Raw genomic sequence first — 21,624 nt, 5'->3', positions numbered from 1 at the left:
AATTAATCATTAGCATGAATATCATAAGCTGACAAGAGATAATCTCCAACGCCTGGTGCGTCTGGGTCATGAGCACCTTTTCCTTTGTCAAGGGCACGAATCTCTGCCATTTCTTCATCGGTCAATTCAAAATCAAAGAGTTCTTTGTTTGATGCCATGCGAACTTTCTTGGTTGATTTTGGCAAGACAATGATACCTTCCTGCACTTCAAATCGCAAAACAATTTGCCCAGCATCTTTGCCATATTTGTTAGCCAAAGCTGTGATGATTGGTTCGGCAAATAAGTCTTTATTTCCTTGTCCGAGTGGCGCCCAAGCTTCTATTTTAACATCATCCTTTGCAAGCAAGTCACGTAGAGCTTTTTGTTGGAAATATGGGTTGAACTCTACTTGGTTAACAGCTGGAATCGTATTGAAATGTGGAACAAATTGATTCCAAAAGTTTGGCGTGAAGTTTGATACACCGATTGATTTGATTTTACCAGCAGCTTTGGCTTCTTCTAGAGCTTTCCAAGCTTCTTCGACTTTGCCATAAGGTTGGTGAAGCAGGTAGAGGTCAAGGTAATCAAGTCCCATTTTTTCCAAGGTTGCATCAATGGTTGCTTTAGCAGTTTCGTAAGCATAATCTTGAATCCAAAGTTTACTAGTGACAAAGATTTCATCACGTGGAATGCCTGAATCTTTGATAGCTTGTCCGACTTCTTTTTCGTTAAAATAAGCTTGCGCTGTGTCAATATGACGGTAACCAACTTCTAAGGCCTCCTTAACAGCTGTATAGGTCGAACCGTCTGCAGGAATTTGGAAAACACCAAACCCAACTGTTGGAATACGATTGCCATCATTTAAAGTAATTGTTTTCATCTTTAGTTGCCTCCATTTTTTCTCTGTTCAATCAAACGCAAGAACATGTCAACTGTTGAAGCATCTTGGTGATTGAAAAACAGACTTTGTTTTGTATCAAGTTCTGCAATGGCTGTCATATCTTCATCCGTTAAGTTAAAATCAAAAACATCAATATTCTCAGCCATACGCTCTGGTTTTACTGATTTTGTCAAGCAGACGATACCACGCTCCACCTGCCAACGAATCATAATTTGAGCTGTGGACTTACCATATTTTTCCGCAATCGCCACTAGTGTCGGATGAGAAAAGATGCCATTTCTACCTTCTGCAAAAGTAGCCCATGACTCCATCTGAACATTGTTTTTGATCATATTCTCTTGTGCGAAAATCTGTTGATTAAACGGATGGGTTTCAACTTGATTGACCTGTGGTGTGATTTCATTAAAAGCCACCAGATCACTCAGACGATCGGGATAGAAATTGCTGACACCAATGGCACGCAGTTTCCCTTCTTTATACAAGTCCTCCAAGGCACGATATGAACCATAGTAATCTGAAAAGGGCTGATGAAGGAGCATCAAGTCTAGATAATCTAAGCCCATGATCTCCAATGAATGTAGAACAGCTTTTCTCGTTTTCTCATAACCGTAATGCTCTAGCCAGACTTTGCTAGTAATGAAAAATTCTTCCCTTGGCAAACCTGATTCTGCGATAGCTTCACCAACTTCTTTTTCATTGGCATAAGACTGAGCCGTATCAAAATGACGATAGCCAACCTTAATAGCATCAAGTACGGCCTGCTTGGTTTCACTGGCAGGAATTTGGAAAACACCAAAGCCAAGAATTGGCATCTTCACTCCATTGTTCAAATTAACGTTTTTCATAGAATTCATCTCACTTTCTAACCTTATTTTAGTCCTATTTTGTTTAGCTGTACAATAGCAAAGAAAAATAGCAGTATTCATTTTTTTAATACTGATATCTATACTAAACCTAATCCTCCTTCAGTTGCCTTGGAATCACAAGAACTACCAGAGTCAAAAGAACGGAAAGAAGTATGGCTGGCGGAAAAATAGTGGCTGACGAGACAAGACCGACGACTTTCCCAATCGTATCAAAGAATATCCATTTCTTCATGTCTTCAATTCGTTGTTTTAAGAGAAGATTGTTTGGATCATCTTGATAAAGCGAACGATAAAGCCCTCTGTTTGAAACGGTAATGAATAAGACAACCAAGCAATAGACAACTTGTGCTAACGAATCGGTAAAATTAGTTGAAACAATAGCCGTCACATAGTGGAATAACGAGGAGGCAAAGAGAAGAATCATCACCCACCAGATAGTTTTGCTGGATATTTTTTGAACATAGAGCCATTCATTATGAATGATGATCAGCATACTGCCTAACCAGAAAAATGAAATAGTGTCGGCAAAGAAATTATTTCGCAATGCCCAAAGCTGTGTAGGAAAATCATTGGTGCCTCTGTTTCATCCTTTGGAACTTGATAGAGAACGTTGGCATGGTCAAAGTGAGAAGTCTGACCGGCACCGATTTCCTCCCATTGATTAGCTGGGTCAAAAGTTCCTTCATAAGTTGTCACAATCCCACCAGCTGAGAAAATTCCTTGATCCGCGATGCGAAGTACAGTACTATCAGTATTCGCTGAGCTTGCAGTCGAATTGCTAGTCGAATTTGCTTAGCAAGCAGCTAGCAAAATGGTTGCAATCGCTGTTGTTGTAAACAATTTTATTTTTCTTGAGTTCATTTCTATACCTCTAAATCTTTTTTCTTGTCCTTTGGACATGATTTTGTATAAACGATAAAAACTCGTGGGTAAAATAGTGATTTTTGATAATAGTATTCAGAATGTGAATACTAGAATAGATTTAACTCTTCTCCGTCAACTATATTTATTCTGTTCCTGAGAATGTTAAAAATATTTTCAAGCCTCCTCACCGCATTTTCATATTCATTGATTTTACTATTTAACTGATTTTGAATACCTTCAATCTCAGATTCTACCTGCTCAATCGTTAGCTCCTGCGATAAGTTTAGCTTTGAACGCTCATACTTAGCTAGTCGCTTAGTGTCTTGATTCTCACTTTGTAAGTTAACAACGACTTCCGCCATCTTGTTTAGGGTAGCATTTTTTTCTTGTAAGTTTGTTAAATCAATGTCTAGCTGTGCAATTTCTTCAACTAGTTCATCTTTTAATTCAAGAAAGGATTTATTTTGAGTATGCAAGGTCATCAATAAATTGATTTCTTCTATTTTTTGTTGAAGGCTAGACAGACTTATTCGTCTCATATAAGGCAGAGACTTATTGTCAAATGTCAGTTGGCGAATCAAGTCCCTTCCTTTCATATATCGATTCTTTTTTGAGTCCTCTTTATGATAAATGAAATAAGAAGATGTTTCTCGAATAAACACCTGATACTGTTTCTTATTTTCTTGTTCTAAGATATTTAGTTGATGATTTGGAATGAAGATTAGTCCTTCTTGCCCAATCCCCATCCAAACCTTAATGAAAAGTCCATCTGAAACCACCTTTTCAACCTGCTCTTCAGAAATCTTAACTTCAAACTCATGTACAGCATCTCTCTTAGATTTATACGTTTCATAAGCTTCGGTTATTTCTTCTACAGTCAATACGTCTGAATACTGTTGCATTTCAAATTTTTCAAATTCCGTTTTTACGTCACTATTTTGAAGCACTTCAACCACATCAAGTTCCTTGAAGTAGGTCTCAAAATACGTAGTGTCATAAAGATTTTTCTTTCTTAATAACTTATTTGGTATGGAAATACAGCTTTTTCCATCAGTAAGAACAAAATCTATCGTTTTTATCTTGCTCTTCAATTCCATTCCCAGTAACTGAGCTTTCTCAACTAAATCATCAAATGAGTTGGATCTTGGCAACAAAAATTCTAGAATCTGTTCAATCTTTATCTTAGCAAAGTAATGTTGAAAATATTCTTTTGAATAGGGTTCCCTCTTATTCAGCTTATCTCCTCGGATGACTTGCTTCATATTCCTATCTGTCATAAAAAATCGGCTATGTTTCCTTGAGAAATCTACTTTAACATTTAGTTGCTCAGCTTTTTTCATAAAATCATTGAAGTCAATTGAATGTTCCATGAGAAAAGATAACCTCTGCTTCAATTCGTATTTGTGATTAGAACGTCGATAGACCTCATAATCTCTATGAGAATAACGTTTAGGTGGAATGATTTTGGCACCCGCTACTTTAGAAATTCTATCCGAAATCATTTGTAAATTTCTTTCAAGAGCGTAGTCCCACTTCAACTTTTTTTGAGATTGGCAGTCGATTGAGTTGATAATAATATGATTATGACAATGGTCTTGATCAACATGAGTGGCAACAATGAATTTATATTGACCACCTATTAACTCTTTTATCGTTTCATAGCCTATGCGGTTGATTTCCTCTGGGCTTAATTTATCATCAGGTGAGAAAGACTGGATAATATGGTGAGCATGTATTTTCTGTTGCTTTTTCTCTTGTCTATCAAACCGTGAATCGTAGAGTTGGTCATTTGAAAGGAAATTATTTTGATACATCTTTACCAGTTCCACATAATCAAGAAAATCAAGATAATTACTCATCCCAAAATCTGAAATCAACGATAAATTCTTGGTTTTCTTAGGATCAAGAATATACTTAATCAATTGACGGCGGTATTTTTCCCCATGAACAGCATAGTGCTTAGTGATGACCATAAAATTCTCTCAATCGTTGACACTTTATGTCAAAATCTTGTTGTAACTGTTTTTCTAACTCAGCTATACCGAGATGCAATTCTTTGACTTGTTGAAGACTTAGTAGGTGGCTTTGATTTACCGCACGTGCAATCTGGTTTATATTATTTCCAATCCTACGAATTTCAAAAATCAGGTCTTGAAATCCTCTTGTATCGATTGTGATAAAATTCATACCAGGATCGAGTAAGGTTTTTCTGGCATAATGCGAAAAGTTTGGACACTGACTCTGAGCAAGATTTTTGTTGAGGATAATTAATTCTTGATCACTCAAATACACTTTTTTCAAATTGGTTCGATAACGATTTTCCATATTAACTTACCCCATGTACTTGTCTTTGAAGGAATGGCTTAATGGCATACTTATCTCAATTTCCTTCATCAAGTCTTTGACACAAGTCAAAATAATTTCAAGATGTTCCATTGTAACAGATTGAGACAACTTTGCCAGAACAAGTATTTCATGTACATCCCGATAAATCTGTTCTACTTTTTGGTGTTGTAAATATTTTATCCATTCTTCAAGCTGCTGAGATGATTGGTGGTTTATTTTCAATAATTTACCTCTAGCAAAAGGGGAAAATTGTTCATATCCCTCCTGTTCCATCAAATTTTGTATCTGTTGATACTCTTCTATTGTGAAATTGACTTCCTTACGTATCTCTCTAACTAAATTTCCCATCCTGTATCCTCCTCATTCTTTAATATCGGTATATCCCCGCACTCGTATTAGACACGGTACTGCATAATATCTTCCTTTCAGGTCTTCGCGAGCTCAGACATTGTGGTCACAATACCCAAAAAATCATATCGCCAGCCGATCAAAACCTTCCAGTTTTGACAGCTAACGATAAGATAACTTGGTGGCTACGCCCCCAAACCCCAGTGAAAAATCAAGACTTCATTTTCTTAGGAATGGTATTAGGATAATAGAGATGATTTGGAAAAGGTATCACATGTTGAACTAACTAATGCTTTATAGTGAATCCATTTTTAAATGAAATGTATCCCACATTGTAAGAAAAAATATTAAAAAATAAGATAGATTAGGTCTCTATCTTATTTAAGATTTTATTTCACGTCAGAATTATCTGAGTAGATTTGATAGTGCTTCTTATGTTCATTCCAATCATTAGTTAATGAATCGTTCATTCTAGAAAATACTCTTTCTGAAAGTGTTACTTTTGTATCAATGAGTAAATTTTCATAATTATTTATAAATAAAATCATATCATATTCTAGCACTGAGATATTATTATTACACTCTTGATACCTAGAGCAAATAATATTTCCACTTTGGAAAAGTTCTTCCGTTCCTTTTTTTAATTTATAAATGTTTATAATTTTTGTGGCAATATTTCCAGATAAAAATAAATTGAGTAGCGCTGCATTTCCGGAATTTAATCCACCTATCATCAAACTTATGATAAATATATAAGCACTAAATAGCATAATTCCTATCGGTATTAATAGCATCTTTTCGGAAATCTTTGATGTAAAGAAAGTATTCTCATGTACGTTTGCAAAAGCTTTTAATAATCCAGGACTTAATTCTTCATTATCAAAATATGTTTTATTCTTACTAGGAAATCTAATTGTTCCAAACGAGTTATCCATAAAGAAGAGCATTCTCTGTTCTCGACCTATGCCCCAATAATCTTCCCTATAATAACTTATAATAAATCCAAAAAATATTAACATTGAATTAATAATCAAATCAATTTTGAATTCAACAAAGTTAAATTTAGATTGAATTAGTGAATAAGTTATGGCTATAACCGCAAGACAAATTTCTAACTTTTCAAATATTTTTGAAATAAAGAATGGTTTAGCTTGAGGTAATTCATTCTTTTGTTGATTCATTCAATATCATATATGCTTCACTAATAAATAGTGATTTTAGCCTTTCATTTTTTATTATCGGCAAAATATATTTACCGTGACAATCCCTAATTTTTTTCTTGGATGAACAGATACATTCACGATGACCTCGGTATTTATTTTTATAAACTAGAAGGACTAGTTCAATATACTGTTCTTTATTCAAATTCAATGTAGTCTGATAAAAAGAGAGCAAACCTTGACCACCATGTTGTCGTTCACCAAATGGAAAAGTCCCATAATCAACAAACCACCTTAAAGAGAATAAAAATGGATCAATAAATTTTTCAAAGTACTCAATTACTGTTGAACCATTAGCTAAAAATGATATTATTTCACCAATTGTTGCAACACAAGCAGTGCCATCGGGATTTATATGCTCAAAATCATCTGGAACTCCTTCTACAAACAATTCTGGAATTTCATTTGGAAAAACTTTAGGGATTCTAAACTCGATATTCACAATACCTTGATATGTAATATCATTCCAACTTAAGGTATAGGAGTATGGTCCTTCTAATACTATTTGATTTTCAAATTCAGTAAACTCGATTAATGTTTGTACTTCTTGAAAGGACTTTACTTGTTTCAATAGATTATTCTTCAATTGATACTCTCCAAGGCTGCACCGGAGTAACCGATTTGATTCCATCAAAAACATCTACGAATATCCGAGTATCGATAGCCTTATTCAGGGATTGTTTGAATGTTCTTTCATTGTTTTCCAGTATCAGTTCATACATCTTTATGACCCAGTTATGGAATCTTTGCAAATCTGCTGTATTGAACGATTGAATTAGATTTTCGTTTGGATCGACAGGATTGAGAATTTTACTATCTTTTTGAATAGATATTTTTTCTGATAAAAAACTTTGACAAAATACAAGTAGAATTTGCTCAATTGTTAAGTTGTGTGATTCTTTAACCGCATCTGTAATCAATGCAGTCAATAACATTGATGAAGGTTTATCTTTTGAGTATGATCTTTCGTAGTATATATCTCTATGTCGCTTGGCAATTTGAATTGCACGCTGTAAATTTGTTTTAAATTGGTAGTCTGGAATTCGTTCAACTGAACCATATATCTCTAAAAGTTCATTTCTATATCTAAATTTCCGACGTTCCTTTACCTCATTCGTTAAAAAATTTCGATTGTTATCCAAAAACCAATCACTAAATCCTAAAGAATTACTCGTTTTCCAGTCATATTGATCATTGTTTTTCTTTGTAATAGCTATCAATTTATCAGCATACTCAAATGGAACTTCCAAACTTTTATTAAGTAGTATAACTTCAGTAGATTCTTTTGCTGAAGGAACCAAATCAAGATTAAATCCAAAACCAGCTGAATCTTCTGCATATTGTAATGTCCAGCAATGTACATCTTCCTTTGCTAATTTAGAACGATATCTGTCACTAAATTTTAGGACTTGCCCTATTGATTCTTTTACCTGACGTGGAGTTGTTTCGGACTTTAATGTTTTAGTGATGGCTAGAATATCTAAATCGTAATTACCATCTTTCGATTCTTTTCTTGGTCTAATAACTGTTCCCATTTTAAAAGATCCCTGTGGATAGAAATCTAGCAAAAGCCCGTGATTTTCCAAATATTCAGATACTGCTTTATACTTCCTTCTTGCATTTTCTTCCATAGTGGGGGATAAATCAATATTTTTTAATGATTCTAACAATAATTCATCTTTATTCAAGTTAGCTTCTCCTTTGGTGTTGATAATTGGAGTATATCACTAGATTTACAAAAAATCAATACATTAACACCATCTATTGTGTCAAAACCTTTAAGTATGTACTATATATAGATGCTTTATAAACCAATCTATTCTTTCTGCTATTTCATTTGTAATACTTATTTTAAATATATTATCCGTTTTTAGGTTTCTTCGATTGCTTAAACTGCTCTATTCGCTTCTCCAACTGCTCAGTATTCAGTTTATTTTTCGCTTCCTGAATCGACTTATCAAGACTTTGTTCCTCATCGGTTATAACGCTTTGAGATACTTCAACTCTCCTATCAGGCTTGAAATCTGGATCAAAGACCACGTCTATGAGTTTCTCTACTTTAGTTAGTTCAGTATCTGACATCTCTGATAGTCGATGCATCAGTCGTTTAAATCGGTCCTGATTCTGTGTTTTCTTTTGAAAAAATTTCATTAACTTCTCCTTACATTGTAAAAAGGTAGTCCGCATAGGACTACCTGACTTATAAATCATCAATGGCAACTGAAATAGCCTGTAACTTTTTATTTTGGATTTTCTTTTCATCAATCAATTGATGAAGTTCTTCAATTTGCTTCAGACAGGCGGAAATATCCTTGTTGTTTTGTGCAATGGTATCTGCCAAATGTTGTTTATAGTCACTTGTGATATTCACTTTCTTCGGCTGATTTTGTTTAACTTTTAATTCAGGCGTCTGTACATCTTTAGAATCTGACTCCTTTTGTTGCTGTTCAAAAGCAGCCACATAATCTACTTCTTCAATTGACTTTTCATCCTGTTTATGGAAAAGTGCTGCGATTTTAGCTCGTTCCTCATTGGATGATGTCGGTTTCACATCATCTAGTGGCTGATCAAAATTCCATGTTTTACTCATTCTATATCCTCATTTCTGTAATCTGGGTGTAGTGTAGTTTCTTTACCAAAGGCTTGCTCTAGTGCTTCATGAAATGACAACTGACTAGATTGTTGCCGTTTGATAAAGGTACTGTACATAGCAGTTTGTAGTTGGTCACGATAGTTTTCCAATTTCTCAGTCTCACGTGAGACCTTTTCTTCTTGTCTAGCTACTTTTTCAGCTAGACGTTCAATCACACTCATAGGGTGTCCTCCTTGTCACATTCTAGATTATGATATCGGACTTGATTTTGTTATCACAATTCCAATGCATTCTCCCATTTAGGTGGAGGATGTTTCTTATTAACTTGTGCTTGGGCTATTTGGATAATATCACTTAAGGATATTTCCTTCCGTTGTTTCACAATATCATTCCAATCTGACTTTATTTCAATCCCCTGCAATGGTGGTAAATCTTGAGAAATCGGAAGTCCTTTATCTGACAGTTTCTGACAAAATTCTCTTCCTGCTTCATCATTATCAACAGCCATTGTTATGACGTTTGAATGAGTTTGAAAAAAGGTTGTCGTCTCTTGTATTGCCTGAAGATAATGGCTAAGTCTACTTGGTTTTACTGTATCTAGAAATGCCAATTTTCCTTGTTCTTCTGCCGCTAGTCGCAAGGTCTGATAAGCAATCACTGAAAGTTTTAAGCCTTCCATTGAAATCAGACGAACATCTGATAATTGCTTTTGGTGAATCTGATAATAACTCATCATATCGATAACAGATTCACAAAAGATGAGTCGCTTGTGATTCCCAATATCAAAACTAATACCGACATGACCATGAGAGCCTTTCATGATTTTTTTCAAATAACCACGTTTGTATCTTTCTTCATTTTTGACGAGACCTTGAAGGCTTGTTGCCTGTAAGGTCCCATTATGATTATAACTTTTAAACACTAAAACCGAATCCGCTTGATAAGTAGCTTGAGCAAGCAATCCTTGTCTGCCAAAGGTATTGATAGTCCGATCACTTAGGCCACGGATGTCTTTTAAGTAAAAACGTACTTTCTTAAAGGGTTCTTCATGCAAATAATATTGAAACGGTTGATACGTTTCTTCTATCAACTTAGCTTGTTCAAAATCCCCAGTTTTAAGATAGGATACAGCCTCTTTGAAAGTAACACCTGCTACTAATTGAACAAAGTCTATCACATCCCCTTGTATATCTCTTGAAAACCATTTGAAAGTATTGGTATCCGCAAAAATCCGAAAAGAATCATGTTCTGGGTGTTCATAAATATGTCCTGATAATCGTTTAAAAGAATAACCCAGACTTTCAGCCACATCTAAAATAGCCTTTTGTTTTGCTGCTTTAATTCGTGTCATCTTGTCTCCCTATCAAAAAAAGCAGAAGACTGTCTCCTGCTAGTTGTTCTCACTTGTTGTAGTTCCTTGGATCGTTGGTATGCTGGAATTAGCACCATTTGTGGCTTCTTTCATGTCCTCCAGTTTCCCATTCCAAATGGTCAACTGATTAACCAGGAGCTTGTCGGAAACTTTGAAGTAGGATAACATAACCGTCTTGGTTTCTGTTTGAGTGGTTCGCTGTTGCTGCTCACTCAAGTCAGATACATAGGTCACTTGATAGGTAACTTCCGCAAGTGCAACATTGCTTTCTGTATTGACATAGATACTGGCTGATTCAAATCGGTAGTCAAGCATATAATCTTTATAAACTTGGTTGATCGCTTTATTCTGATTTGCTTCCTCTTTTGAAAATGCCGAATCCGTCATGTAAGGCTTGATACGACTGTTATTTTCTCCTAGCTGAACCTTTGTATAATATTGAGTGAGAAATTCTTTGACAAGCTCATCTGATAGAACTGTCGCTCTTTCCTCCTGCTTTTCCTTTGTCACAAGTTTATTGGCCTCTGTTCGTATTTGATTCTCTGTTTGCTTTGAAATGGATTGTGAGCCAATCGTATAGCTAATCATAACCATAAAACTTGCTGCGATTAAACCTCCAACTCCAATCAGAAATCGAGCTTTCACTTTATTCAACATGGCTTACTCCTTTATTAGTGATAACCACATCATATCAAGATTAGCTTGGAGATTTTATCACAGGAAAAAGGACTACCAATTGGTAATCCAATAACTGTTATTAAGAAGCCTCTATTTTATAATGGCAACTATTCAAGATATAAATAATTTTCAAAAATTATTTTTTCTACCTCTCTTTTAATTAATTCTTTTTCACAAATACCAATCATTACGCTATCGTAATTTTTAAGTTCATTATCAATACCATCTAAATACATATCTAGTGTCAATTGATTTCTCTTAAGATGATTAAGTAAAGAAAACTTAAATTCTTTTTTAAAATCTTTATCATTAACAAGTTTTAAATATTTATTCCCTTGGCCTTCTGTCAATTTTAAGGTAAAAAATTTCAAGAGAGAACCATAGAAGCTATATGTATAACCCTTTGATTTATACTCAGCTTCTTCTTTGATGAGATTAACCATAAATTCTTGTTCATCACGCTTTTCCTCCCTTCCCCATTTCCAACGTAAAAGTTGTTCAAGTAACAAAAGTGAACTTAAAGGTAACTGGCTAAATTCATAGGAGGGCAGTAATTCTATATTTTTCATCAAGAATTCACTCATGGTAGAATTCAAAGTCTTATAATCATCGGTATAGCTAGGAAATAATTTAGGGGTTATAGAAAGCCCTCTTATGTATTGTTCAACTAAATCTTGTTTTTCCCATCCGTCTTGCAACTCCACTCTTCTAAAACCATATGTATTGGTAGACAATATACTTTGAACTACTATGAGTTTTAATTTAGGAATCCCTTTGAAATCTTTCAAAAACTCATCATCAAACAGTTCGATATCTCTTGTCTTAAATACCTTTCCAAGAACTTCCGAACCAAGACTCTTACCATATTTAATCTCATTGATTATTGAAACCATATCATTATAGATTTTTTCTCTCTCTTCTTTTCTTGGTGGTAAAACTTCTGATAGAATCTCTATGTAACTTTCAACACTCGAATCCCAATTCGAATTTTCTGGATAAAGCAATTGGTACAAAGCAAATGCTCCACGATAATCAGCAGACATGGTTTTTACCATTTCTAACAAATTCGTAAATTGTGAGTTATTGCTATCGATATATTCAAAGTGATCAGTTAGGTACTTGAAGCAAGTTTTGGAATAACCAATCTTATTATCATAGTCTCGTATGATTACTTCATTACTATCTCCAAAAGAATCTAATATAATTTCAGGTTCTCTTAAATTAGGAAGAAATACATCTGATAGATTATCCGAATCTCTATATTTATCAAAAAGAATATTCCAAACATTTTCTTCATATTCATCATAATAATCTCTAATCTCATTACGTTTAATATAATACTGTCTTCCGTCTTTAAAATGGAATTCAATTTTAAGTATATTTGGATACAAAGAAATATATATATTATTACTATCAGATTCATATTTAATCTCGGGATAGTATGATGAATAAAATACATCTATCTTTTCGATTTCCTCATAATAACTTTTAGAAATTCGGAGATTAGAAGTAGAGATTGTCTTTTCAAAAATAAATGCACCGCCTGAGTTATCCGTTTCCCAATAATTTTCCCTAATATTATTTTGAGAAATCTTTTCCTGAATTAGGTGTACCATCTGAGAAATTGATTGTTTATTTTTAGCCATTTTCGCTATTTTTTTAAACATGTAAATATGTATATTATTAATCTCACTATATTCATACGAATTAAGTGATAATCGTTTGATTTTATGGTTACACTCTACATCTAGAATAGATTTCTTATTAAAAATACCACCCATGGATTCAAAGATACAGTCACTCTCTATCCAGCGTGTATCCTTTTTAATCAATTTATCAAATATTTGAGCATCTAATTTAAATAAAGTAATAGCAAAAGAAATCAATTTGTCATCATTAAAATCAATATTAGATATTAAATCGTATTTCTCTTTTATAAAGTACTTATAATTGACGATATCTCTATCTTCAAATTTGTCAAGAAGTTCAGTATCTATAATTTTTAAGTAAATAACTTTTAAAAATATAATCTTGTCTGTGTTATTGTCAATATTAGACAAATCCATCTTGACTTGTCTAAAATAACTCTCCCTTGCTCCGTAGGAAAATTTTTGTTTGACCAATCTATTAAAATATCTGTTATATCTGTTTTTAATATCCGACTGTATAACGTCTTTCAATCCTCCATCAGTCTCTTTGTTAATAAATATAGTTATTCTAGCCACTTTTAAGCTAAATTTCAAAAGAAAAATAAACAAAATTAATAGGAATCCAACTATAGCTTGCCAAATATATTGATAACGAATATCAACTGATGTGTTAAATTTAACTATAATAGGAATAACAATTGAAAGTAATAAAGAGCCAAAAAATTCCCAACTATTTGTTACATGGTACCAAACATTGCTTTTTGTCAAAAAATCCATTTTTTGATAGCCTAAGTAGGTTCCATTCTCTTTATTATCATACCCAGCCATGAATTGTAGAAAACCTACATAAACTCCAAAACTTGCCCATATTGTCAAGACTAGAGAAAATAGTGATAATAAACCTAAATTGTTATCGCTAGTTTGAAATAATAAAATCTCATATTGATTGCATACCCAATAAATATAACTCACAATTGACCAAAATAATATATGGGAAAAAATTTTGATTTTAACACCTGAAATTAATTCATCCATAAAAATTGAAAATCTAAGCCAAAAAAACTTCATTATATAGGACAGTACAAAAATAATTATTGGGAAATATAGGATTAATTTTTCAAGCAAGCAAAACACCTCTTCTTTTTTCTAATCAATAATGATTATACCAGATATATAGAAGGCACACAATCACTATTACAAGTTCGTTTCAAAAAGAATCTATAGAAAAAGGACTACCTAACTTAGGTAATCCCATTACTCTATGCTATCCAACTTCTAACCACTTTGATCACAAGCCCTAAAACAAGTAAGATATTGAAACCAATATAGAAAGTCGTAAAACTCAACATACCATTGGTTGCTAAATCTTTGACATAGAGGTATCTTTCTGTAAAAAAGAGGTAAATCCCATAGACTTCTGTAAAGGCTAAAAATCCGATTAATCCAATGATAAATAAGCTTCCAAGCATCTTCGTAATCCGATAAAGGACAAGTAAAATCAGTCCGATCGCTGCGATAATCAAAAGACTTTGAATGATTTGTTCTAACATATCTGCACCTCTTGCTATGCTAATTGCTTGCGGTAGTAGTCAGCTTGTCCCTTGTCTAGGTCATCCAGTTGTGCAACCAGATCAAGATACTCTTCTTTGGTGACATCATCTAGGTCTGGAAAATCATTCTCACGAGTGGTAATGATAATGTCTAATTGACCAATGATTTCTCGCTTTGAAAAGCTGTAATCAAGGGTTTCATCTTCGTATTGTTCCTTTAAGGCTTGGTAGTTAGCTCTGTCTTCTGGGCTTGTAAAGCCTTGTGCTAGCCATTCTTCTAGTTGATAACGCATCGCTTCTACTGTTTGGGTCACGAGTTTGTTCTCCTTTGGTGATTTCTTGACTTCATTTTACCGCGTTCACTATTTTTTGTCAGCCTTTTTCTTATATCTCGAGTGCTATTTGTTGCTTCTTTTGGGGTGTTGTATCTTCACTAAACTTGGCCAAAGCCACATCTATCTCTTCAATCTCTGCTTCTTTTTCAACCAAGGGAGCTAAAACATTATACTTAGCCTTTACAAGCTGATAGTCCTCTTCCCTGGGAAAGACTTTCTCAACCTCTACTTTGGCTACTTGTAGCTTATCTTTTAAATCCTTTACCAGCCCTTCTGTCTTTTCTTGGTCATCCATAATATGGTCAATGGCATTACTAATCCGTTGAATGGTTCCCACGTCTGATTTCAAATCAAGAGCGACAGTATATTGGTTATCACCTACAATCATTAAAGAGACAGTCTCTGGCAAGGGCTCACTAGGACCTCGTGTAGTCATTTTTAAGTCAAATCCTCTAAAGCTGGCAAATGTTCTGACTTCCTTGGTTTCTGAGCGGTTATAGGTAATAAGTTTTCGCAGGTAGTCCCCTGCTTCTGCACGATTATCCATTACTTGATTGTCAAATCGCATGACAAAATCTTGCGACTTTGTTGTCAAAGATTGGGCAATATCCTTATCATATTGACTCAACCGTTTTTCCATAATAGGGAGGTGCTTCTCGCAATAGGAAACTGTGTGGCGGTATTCATCTTTTGAGCGATTAAAAGCTCGTTTTTGATTTTCTAAAACTGTCAGTTCATTTTCCAATTCCATTTTGAGCTTGAGGTAGGGGTTTCCAGTGGCTAAAGCCTTAAAGTCTGAGGCGGTCATGGTTTGTTCATCAATATCTTCTGCCGACCGCACAGGATCTTTTGAGGTCATAATCTGGGTGATATACTTGAGTTTATTCTCCTGCGTCTGCCAGAGATAATTGTCGAAGCTCCCTTTAGTAATATAGTGATAAATATCTACCTCCCGGTGCATATTCCCTTGTCGAATGAGCCTACCATTTCGCTGGACAATATCAGAAGGACGCCAGGGAACATCTAAGTGGTGGACAGCTTTCATGCGTGATTGTACGTTTAGACCTGTTCCACCTTTTTCCGTCGAAGCCATGAGAATCCGTACTTCTCCGCTATTGACCTTTCTAGACAGTGAGTTTTTCTTTTCATCAGTATTGGCGTAATGGACAAAGGCAATTTCTTCTTTTGGAATCCCTCGATCCACAAGCAGGTCTTTGAGTTCATTATAAACATCAAAACCTTCTTCTTTATTTCTAGGTGTTCCAATATCGGAGAAAATCATCTGAGTGGCTTTGTCTCCAGCTCCTTCACGGTAAATCCGCTCGACATTATCGACTACTTGAAGGATTTTCTGATTGTCCGATAAAGTATAAGCTGGGTCAATCAAGCGCATATCAATGGCAAGTTTTCTGGCTTCCCCGGTTATCTTTAACATATTATCAACACTAGGGTCAACGCTACCTGATTTGATAGCGTCTGAACGCTCTACCAGCTCTTCTAAATAGTATTTCTGAGCTTGCGTTAACTCGCTTTCCACCGCAATTATCTTAGCTTCTGGTACAGGTAAATCCAACATATCAGAAGTTTGAATATCGGCAGTTTCCTTGTAGATTCGCATAAGTTCAGGAAGATTGACAAATTTCTTAAACCTTTTCTTAGGTTGGTACTTATCACCGGTCGGGGCTAGTTCCATAGAGTTTTCGATATTCCCAAAAGCCCCAACCCAGGAGTCAAAATTGGATACCTGGTATCGCTCTAAAACATCAGGTTGAATGTAATTCATCATGGTGAAAAGTTCACTAATAGAGTTAGAAACTGGTGTTCCTGTCGCAAAAACGACATTTCTATCGCCATGCTCTGCCTGAACCTGTCTCACCTTCATCTCCATGTCTACGTTCTTTTTTGAAGTGGTATTGGTGATCCCCGAGACATTCCCAAGTCCAGTGATTGGACGGATATTCTTGAAGTGATGAGCCTCATCCACAAAGAGAAAATCAATGCCAAGGTTTTCAAATTCAATAAAGGTATCTCGCTCCAGTTTTTGGAGTTCTTCTAGTTGGTGCTCCAATCCCTTAATCGACCGCTCCGCTTCTTTCACGGTATAATCACTGTCACTTCCTAGCTTGATTTCTCTGAGTTGCTCGAGTTTGTCATTGATATAGGTGACCTGCTTCTCTCGACTCATCGGTATTTTCTCAAATTGTGAATCCCCAATGACAATGGCATCATAATCCCCTGTAATAATCCGAGACACAAACTGCTTGCGTTTGGCTTTGGCAAAATCCTTCTTAGTAGTCACATAGACTTTCTTAGTTGGGAAAAATTTCATAATTTCTTGACCAAACTGTGCAGTTAAACTAGAAGGAACCACATAAAGAGGCTTATGCACCATCCCTAATTCTTTCAACTTGAAGCCAGCTCCAAGCATGGTCAAGGTTTTTCCAGACCCGACTTCATGAGCTAGGAGGGCTCGTTTTTCCTCCACAATCCGTTGGATGGCATTCTTTTGGTGAGGACGTAAGGAAATATTCTGAGCAAGTCCATCAATGGTTAAATGGCTACCGTCATAGGACTTTGATACCGTACGATTGTAAAGCCTATTATAGGTGTCTTCAATCACCTGTTGGACTTCTGGATACCTTGCTACAAAAACTTGAAAGAGTTCTTGTAGGTGTGTTTCCTTGGCACGTAGGACCGTTGTTTTCTCCACATCCGTCACATTCTTTTTCTTATCCACTTTGACAACTTGTTTTGTGATGGTTGGTTGATTCGAATTCAGGAGATTTTCAAAGATTTTTCGACCACTATCATAGCGTGAAGCAGGGACACCTAAACTCCTATCCGTTGCGTTGGAGTAGGTGTAGGCAAACTTAGATTGGTAAGTGATAACCCCGTCAATGAGACTGACTTCAAGGACTGTTGCTACTTCTTGGTCTGACAGTTCATAGGCTTTCCCCATAAAGGTTTCTTGGGCAAATTTTCCGTAAACAGACAAAGGAATCCAGCGTGAACCGATTCGATAATCAATGTCTGCCAAAGTAATACGTGCTGGTTTGATAGCTTCTAGAAGTTCTGCATAATGTGACCAGTTAAAGTCCTGATTGTCTTGTTTGACGAATAGATCCACCACTTCTAACTTGGTAACGACATCACCTGACAGGAAGTCTTAGCGCGAAACATAGGACAGCTCCCCATTCAAATACTTCTCAGGATCAGGCATAATGAGGTCTCCTAACTCCTCAATCAAGGTCATCTTCGATTCAACCTGATAGATAGACATCATATAAGCGAAATCAACACCACGTCCGTCAGCCAAGCTGGAATTTAAGGCATCAAGGGCAGTATGTACCTTTTTAACCTCTTTTTCAGGACGCACTAGAGCCTTCTCAAAGGCAAGGGATTTAGTATAGATAACAGACTTTCCACTTGGATCCAGACTTTCATCTTCCAAACTAGCAAGAAGCGAATACTTATCATCACTATCAAAAAGATTGCGGTTCACTGCACTATTTAAATACCCATAGCGTTTGACAAAGCTATCATAGGTACGATTGAGTTTGCCTAACAAGTGGTTAAAGGTCTCCTTATCATAGTCATAATAGCGTTGAATGGCAATGACCTCTTGGTAGGCATTGCGAATATCGACCATTCCTTTGATTCGTGCCACTTCTTTATCAGACAATGGAGCTTCATAGAAAACTGTCTTTTTATAATATCCCTTAAACTGACCACGTTTGGCTGCATCATCGGTCACATAGACATCCAGAGCTGTGCTATCTGTAACTTCTAAGCTATTAAATCTATCAATCTGCTTTTGGGAATGCTTGGTGTCCCATGCCTTAAAGTTGCCCTCTTCATCTACATAGTAGCTGATTTCTTCTGTCTTGGTCCCGACTCGAATGCCTTTGTTGTCTCGATAGTAAACTGTAGAACCCTGATAGCCAAAACTGTACTGACCTAGATTTTCTCTCATTTCAGCTGGAATGGATGTATCAATGACTTGTTTGGTAAACACATTTGTGTTAATGATGATTTCATTTCTATCAATCTCCATGGGGGCTTTTACTTGATGTAGAGCAGTTTGAACACTTGCGATGAGGTTGTCACTAGTCCCCTTAACAGAAAGTGTTCCACCGTTAAAGTTTCTGACTTCATAGGTTCCTAGCACCTGGCTATTGTATTCTCCATCAAAGTAAGGATTGAGCCAAATACGACTATCCTTTTCATAACGAATGGAGCCTGAAAAGGCTAAGTCACCTGAAACATATCCCTTGTCTAAGTGTTTCTGGAAGAATAACATATCCGTTGTGACAGTGGTCCCTGCAATGGCCTTAAAGGCAGAATCAGGCAGTCGAACCCCACCAAGAAATTCAGTTGTCTCACGAATATCTTGTAAAATATTTTCTGTTCGCTTATCCATGGTTCCTGTAGAAGAAATAATGGCTACTTGTCCACCATCATGGACCAAATCAAGCGACTTTTTGACAAAGTAGTCATGAATCATGTAAGGCTTATCGTACCTGTTATCCGCAATCCGAAGATTGGCAAACGGCACATTTGAAATCACCAAATCAAAACTATTATCGTTAAAATCCACCGTCTCAAAACCCTTAATTTCAATATGGCTATTCGGGAGAAGGTGTTTGGCAATAGCTCCTGTAATGGTATCTAACTCTATGCCATATAGCTCACTCTTTTCTCTTAAGTGTTTGGGCATAGCCTCAAAGAAATTCCCTGTTCCCATGGAAGGATCTAGGATTTTGCCACCTGTAAAGCCATCTCTTTCCAACTTATCCCACATCTGACGGATCAGGGCTGGGTCTGTGTAATAGGCTGTCAAGGAGGACTGTTTCATATCCGAATACTCTTTATCAGTGACTAGGCTTTTCAGTTCTTCTCGTTCCTTAGAAAATTTTGGATTATAGTCATCAAAGAAATCATTGGCAAGTCCACCCCAGCCTACATATTTGGCAAGGAGTTCTTGTTCTCTTTTACTTGCCTGACGACATTCCATTTCAAGTGTTTTAACCAAACGAATTGCCGCAATGTTTGTCTCAACCTTATCTCTAGCAGTCTTAGGATAAAAGTCCGTCAAATCTTCTGGAAAATAAAAGTCCGTTACAGGGCTATCTGGAATTGACTTCTCTACCTCTTCAACAGGACCTTGGTTGTTTAATTGGTCAATAACATCATTGTTAGGTTCTTCTATGCCACTTGTTTCCAAAAGACCAACAGTCTGAATAGGGTGCTCAATAATTGATTCTTCTTCCAGAAATGAAAAAAGGTTTAATTCTTGGTCCGCTTCTTCTAACTCTGTTTGTGGTTCTGCCTTTGGCTGATGAAGTGCCTGACTGACTTCTTCCCAGGTCCTCACATAAAGAACTGGATTTTGTTCAATGATATCCGAAAAATCATTGACTAACTCAATCCGAATCAAGCCGTTCAATCGAGCATCGCTGACCGACTTAACCTCAAAATCCTGTCCCTTATAGGAAACCAATGATCCCAGAGGATAAATGTCCAAGACCGTCTGAACAAGTGGATTTTCCGCAAATTCTTCATCAACTACTCCTTTTCTATCTGCTTTCTCTAACTTGTTCTTCCAATCTCTAAATGTTAAATCTGGCTGATTGCCCTTATCTTTTTCAAATTGCTCCGCGTCTTCTCTGCTAAGTTCTTGGTGTAAAAAGGCGTAGGCAATTTGTCGTAGCTCTTCAATGGAAAGTTGACTGCCAAAGAAAAATTCAATTTTTTCATGACTCAATCCCATTTGGAGTAGTTCTGTCGCGAGTGCTAGTTGAGTTACCGAGGCTTTGGGATAGCCACCTAGTAAAGCAAGATCCGCATTTTTCAAACGAAAACGACCTGCCGCATCCAATAAAATACCGACTTGGTCTGGTTCAAACTGATATAAATCAATCCCTAGCTGAGTCAATTTTTCTTGATTTTCTGCCCTAATGGCTTGTCCAATTTTTTCTAATTCCTTTTCTTCGACTGCAGTTAGCGTTCGTTTCAGCTCATAGGGATTTCCATCAGCCTCTAGATAGGTAAGTAACTCCTCGCCATCAAAGACTGGTGTCATTTCCATTTCAGTGTCAAAATCACCTCGTCTAAAACTTGGGGCTTTGGAACGTTCATTTCGAATCTGGTCAAAATAAGTCAGTATCTCAAATTTACGTCGTAAAGATAACTCTTCATAAGCTAGCAGATGACTTGTTTTTCCAGTTCGGATATCCAGTTGAGACAAATCTACATCTAAACTAGCAATAACCAGAGAGCCCTCTTCTCGAAAAGATATTGCTTGATGAACACTTATTTTGTGCTTATCAACAGTTTCTTCTTTTTCTTGAACTGTTTCCTCAACTCTTGTTTCAAGCTCAGGCTCGTAAGTCAAGAGAAACTGTTCAATATCTCGGCTGATCCGATCCGCTAAATTATTAGCCACACGATAAACATTGACCAAATTAGCTCCCCTACTCTTTTGTAAAAGTGAATCCGGCGAGATGGTTTGGTAGTGTCCATTGGAATCCAATAATTGAAAACGAGTGGCCAGATTAAACAAGGCCACTTCTATCACCAAGTCTTTTTCAGACGGCGATAGTTTGTCGAGTTTTTGGAGGCCATTTTGGCCGAATACTTGTGTATAGGTCAATAGATCATGAGCAGTATCATAAGGACTTGCCTGAACAAAAGCTGAAACATCTGTCTCAAAGTGGAGTACCTGAACAGATTTATTAATTTCTTGCCTATTGGTTAAAAACTGACGAATAAGACTATCCCACTCCTCATCAAAATACTCTGCTTGGTAATATAAAAATGCCTCAAGCAAGGCTCTATCACGAGGAATGGTGGCTCTCATCATTTGTAGTAAGACTTCTTGATTCATTTTTCCCTCCCATTTTAAAAAAGGCTGAGAGTGTTT

Annotated in this window: 18 protein-coding genes and 1 pseudogene; all 19 read right to left on the bottom strand. The window is 36.0% G+C overall.

Going from position 1 to position 21,624, the window contains the following annotated elements:
• Positions 1-2: 2 nt before the first annotated feature.
• Positions 3-860: an aldo/keto reductase gene (locus QM877_RS01375; protein ID WP_414317336.1), complete on the bottom strand. Its 858-nt coding sequence runs from the start codon at positions 858-860 to the stop codon at positions 3-5.
• 2 nt (positions 861-862) lie between these two features.
• Positions 863-1,726 (bottom strand): aldo/keto reductase, encoded by an 864-nt coding sequence (locus QM877_RS01370; RefSeq protein WP_414317335.1) that lies wholly within the window; start codon positions 1,724-1,726, stop codon positions 863-865.
• A 109-nt stretch (positions 1,727-1,835) separates the two neighbouring features.
• The gene (locus tag QM877_RS01365) at positions 1,836-2,240 is read right to left on the bottom strand and encodes a hypothetical protein (protein WP_414317334.1); all 405 of its coding nucleotides are present in this window, start codon (positions 2,238-2,240) and stop codon (positions 1,836-1,838) included.
• A 5-nt stretch (positions 2,241-2,245) separates the two neighbouring features.
• Entirely contained in the window at positions 2,246-2,443 is a 198-nt protein-coding gene (locus QM877_RS01360; RefSeq protein WP_414317333.1) for a hypothetical protein, read from the bottom strand.
• Between the two features lie 275 nt (positions 2,444-2,718).
• Positions 2,719-4,584, bottom strand: coding sequence for an SAG1250 family conjugative relaxase (locus QM877_RS01355; protein ID WP_414317332.1), 1,866 nt, complete (start codon positions 4,582-4,584; stop codon positions 2,719-2,721).
• Positions 4,571-4,936 (bottom strand): plasmid mobilization relaxosome protein MobC, encoded by a 366-nt coding sequence (gene mobC, locus QM877_RS01350; RefSeq protein ID WP_414317331.1) that lies wholly within the window; start codon positions 4,934-4,936, stop codon positions 4,571-4,573. Before mobC ends, QM877_RS01355 begins: the two co-directional genes overlap by 14 nt.
• A gap of 6 nt (positions 4,937-4,942) precedes the next feature.
• Positions 4,943-5,305: an SAG1252 family conjugative relaxosome accessory protein gene (locus QM877_RS01345; RefSeq protein ID WP_414317330.1), complete on the bottom strand. Its 363-nt coding sequence runs from the start codon at positions 5,303-5,305 to the stop codon at positions 4,943-4,945.
• Positions 5,306-5,694: 389 nt separating this feature from the next.
• A complete protein-coding gene (locus QM877_RS01340) occupies positions 5,695-6,486 on the bottom strand; it encodes a hypothetical protein (protein ID WP_414317329.1) in 792 nt (263 codons plus the stop codon).
• A complete protein-coding gene (locus QM877_RS01335) occupies positions 6,467-7,111 on the bottom strand; it encodes a hypothetical protein (protein ID WP_221739088.1) in 645 nt (214 codons plus the stop codon). Before QM877_RS01335 ends, QM877_RS01340 begins: the two co-directional genes overlap by 20 nt.
• Positions 7,101-8,213, bottom strand: coding sequence for a nucleotidyltransferase (locus tag QM877_RS01330; RefSeq protein ID WP_414317328.1), 1,113 nt, complete (start codon positions 8,211-8,213; stop codon positions 7,101-7,103). The genes QM877_RS01335 and QM877_RS01330 overlap by 11 nt, the downstream gene beginning before the upstream one ends.
• 172 nt (positions 8,214-8,385) lie before the next feature.
• Positions 8,386-8,676 carry a hypothetical protein gene (locus QM877_RS01325; protein ID WP_414317327.1) on the bottom strand — a complete coding sequence of 97 codons (291 nt, stop codon included), beginning with the start codon at positions 8,674-8,676 and terminating at the stop codon, positions 8,386-8,388.
• A gap of 49 nt (positions 8,677-8,725) precedes the next feature.
• On the bottom strand, positions 8,726-9,115 hold the full coding sequence (locus QM877_RS01320) for a DUF5945 family protein (RefSeq protein ID WP_414317326.1): 390 nt from the start codon (positions 9,113-9,115) through the stop codon (positions 8,726-8,728).
• Positions 9,112-9,339 (bottom strand): DUF5965 family protein, encoded by a 228-nt coding sequence (locus QM877_RS01315; RefSeq protein ID WP_024388338.1) that lies wholly within the window; start codon positions 9,337-9,339, stop codon positions 9,112-9,114. Before QM877_RS01315 ends, QM877_RS01320 begins: the two co-directional genes overlap by 4 nt.
• A gap of 53 nt (positions 9,340-9,392) precedes the next feature.
• Positions 9,393-10,469 (bottom strand): DNA primase, encoded by a 1,077-nt coding sequence (locus tag QM877_RS01310; protein WP_414317325.1) that lies wholly within the window; start codon positions 10,467-10,469, stop codon positions 9,393-9,395.
• 39 nt (positions 10,470-10,508) lie between these two features.
• Positions 10,509-11,147 (bottom strand): peptidylprolyl isomerase, encoded by a 639-nt coding sequence (locus QM877_RS01305; RefSeq protein WP_414317324.1) that lies wholly within the window; start codon positions 11,145-11,147, stop codon positions 10,509-10,511.
• 128 nt (positions 11,148-11,275) lie between these two features.
• Entirely contained in the window at positions 11,276-13,852 is a 2,577-nt protein-coding gene (locus QM877_RS01300; RefSeq protein ID WP_414317323.1) for a hypothetical protein, read from the bottom strand.
• 224 nt (positions 13,853-14,076) lie between these two features.
• Positions 14,077-14,367 (bottom strand): DUF5966 family protein, encoded by a 291-nt coding sequence (locus QM877_RS01295; protein WP_414317322.1) that lies wholly within the window; start codon positions 14,365-14,367, stop codon positions 14,077-14,079.
• 14 nt (positions 14,368-14,381) lie between these two features.
• Positions 14,382-14,681 carry a DUF5962 family protein gene (locus QM877_RS01290; protein ID WP_221739096.1) on the bottom strand — a complete coding sequence of 100 codons (300 nt, stop codon included), beginning with the start codon at positions 14,679-14,681 and terminating at the stop codon, positions 14,382-14,384.
• 70 nt (positions 14,682-14,751) lie between these two features.
• Positions 14,752-21,588, bottom strand: a pseudogene (locus QM877_RS01285) (SNF2-related protein).
• Between the last annotated feature and the right edge of the window lie 36 nt (positions 21,589-21,624).

Origin of the sequence: Streptococcus infantis (assembly GCF_047463655.1) — a bacterium.
Lineage (GTDB): Bacteria > Bacillota > Bacilli > Lactobacillales > Streptococcaceae > Streptococcus > Streptococcus infantis_Z.
The sequence above is the reverse complement of the archived record's forward strand: the minus strand, read 5'-3'. Positions and strand labels throughout refer to the sequence as shown.

Excerpts from the sequence above, each read along its gene's own strand:
- QM877_RS01375 (WP_414317336.1), bottom strand. The coding sequence starts at position 860 with ATGAAAACAATTACTTTAAATGATGGCAATCGTATTCCAACAGTTGGG.
- QM877_RS01370 (WP_414317335.1), bottom strand. The coding sequence starts at position 1,726 with ATGAAAAACGTTAATTTGAACAATGGAGTGAAGATGCCAATTCTTGGC.
- QM877_RS01365 (WP_414317334.1), bottom strand. The coding sequence starts at position 2,240 with ATGCTGATCATCATTCATAATGAATGGCTCTATGTTCAAAAAATATCC.
- QM877_RS01355 (WP_414317332.1), bottom strand. The coding sequence starts at position 4,584 with ATGGTCATCACTAAGCACTATGCTGTTCATGGGGAAAAATACCGCCGT.
- mobC (WP_414317331.1), bottom strand. The coding sequence starts at position 4,936 with ATGGAAAATCGTTATCGAACCAATTTGAAAAAAGTGTATTTGAGTGAT.
- QM877_RS01345 (WP_414317330.1), bottom strand. The coding sequence starts at position 5,305 with ATGGGAAATTTAGTTAGAGAGATACGTAAGGAAGTCAATTTCACAATA.
- QM877_RS01340 (WP_414317329.1), bottom strand. The coding sequence starts at position 6,486 with ATGAATCAACAAAAGAATGAATTACCTCAAGCTAAACCATTCTTTATT.
- QM877_RS01325 (WP_414317327.1), bottom strand. The coding sequence starts at position 8,676 with ATGAAATTTTTTCAAAAGAAAACACAGAATCAGGACCGATTTAAACGA.
- QM877_RS01320 (WP_414317326.1), bottom strand. The coding sequence starts at position 9,115 with ATGAGTAAAACATGGAATTTTGATCAGCCACTAGATGATGTGAAACCG.
- QM877_RS01315 (WP_024388338.1), bottom strand. The coding sequence starts at position 9,339 with ATGAGTGTGATTGAACGTCTAGCTGAAAAAGTAGCTAGACAAGAAGAA.
- QM877_RS01310 (WP_414317325.1), bottom strand. The coding sequence starts at position 10,469 with ATGACACGAATTAAAGCAGCAAAACAAAAGGCTATTTTAGATGTGGCT.
- QM877_RS01305 (WP_414317324.1), bottom strand. The coding sequence starts at position 11,147 with ATGTTGAATAAAGTGAAAGCTCGATTTCTGATTGGAGTTGGAGGTTTA.
- QM877_RS01300 (WP_414317323.1), bottom strand. The coding sequence starts at position 13,852 with ATGGATGAATTAATTTCAGGTGTTAAAATCAAAATTTTTTCCCATATA.
- QM877_RS01295 (WP_414317322.1), bottom strand. The coding sequence starts at position 14,367 with ATGTTAGAACAAATCATTCAAAGTCTTTTGATTATCGCAGCGATCGGA.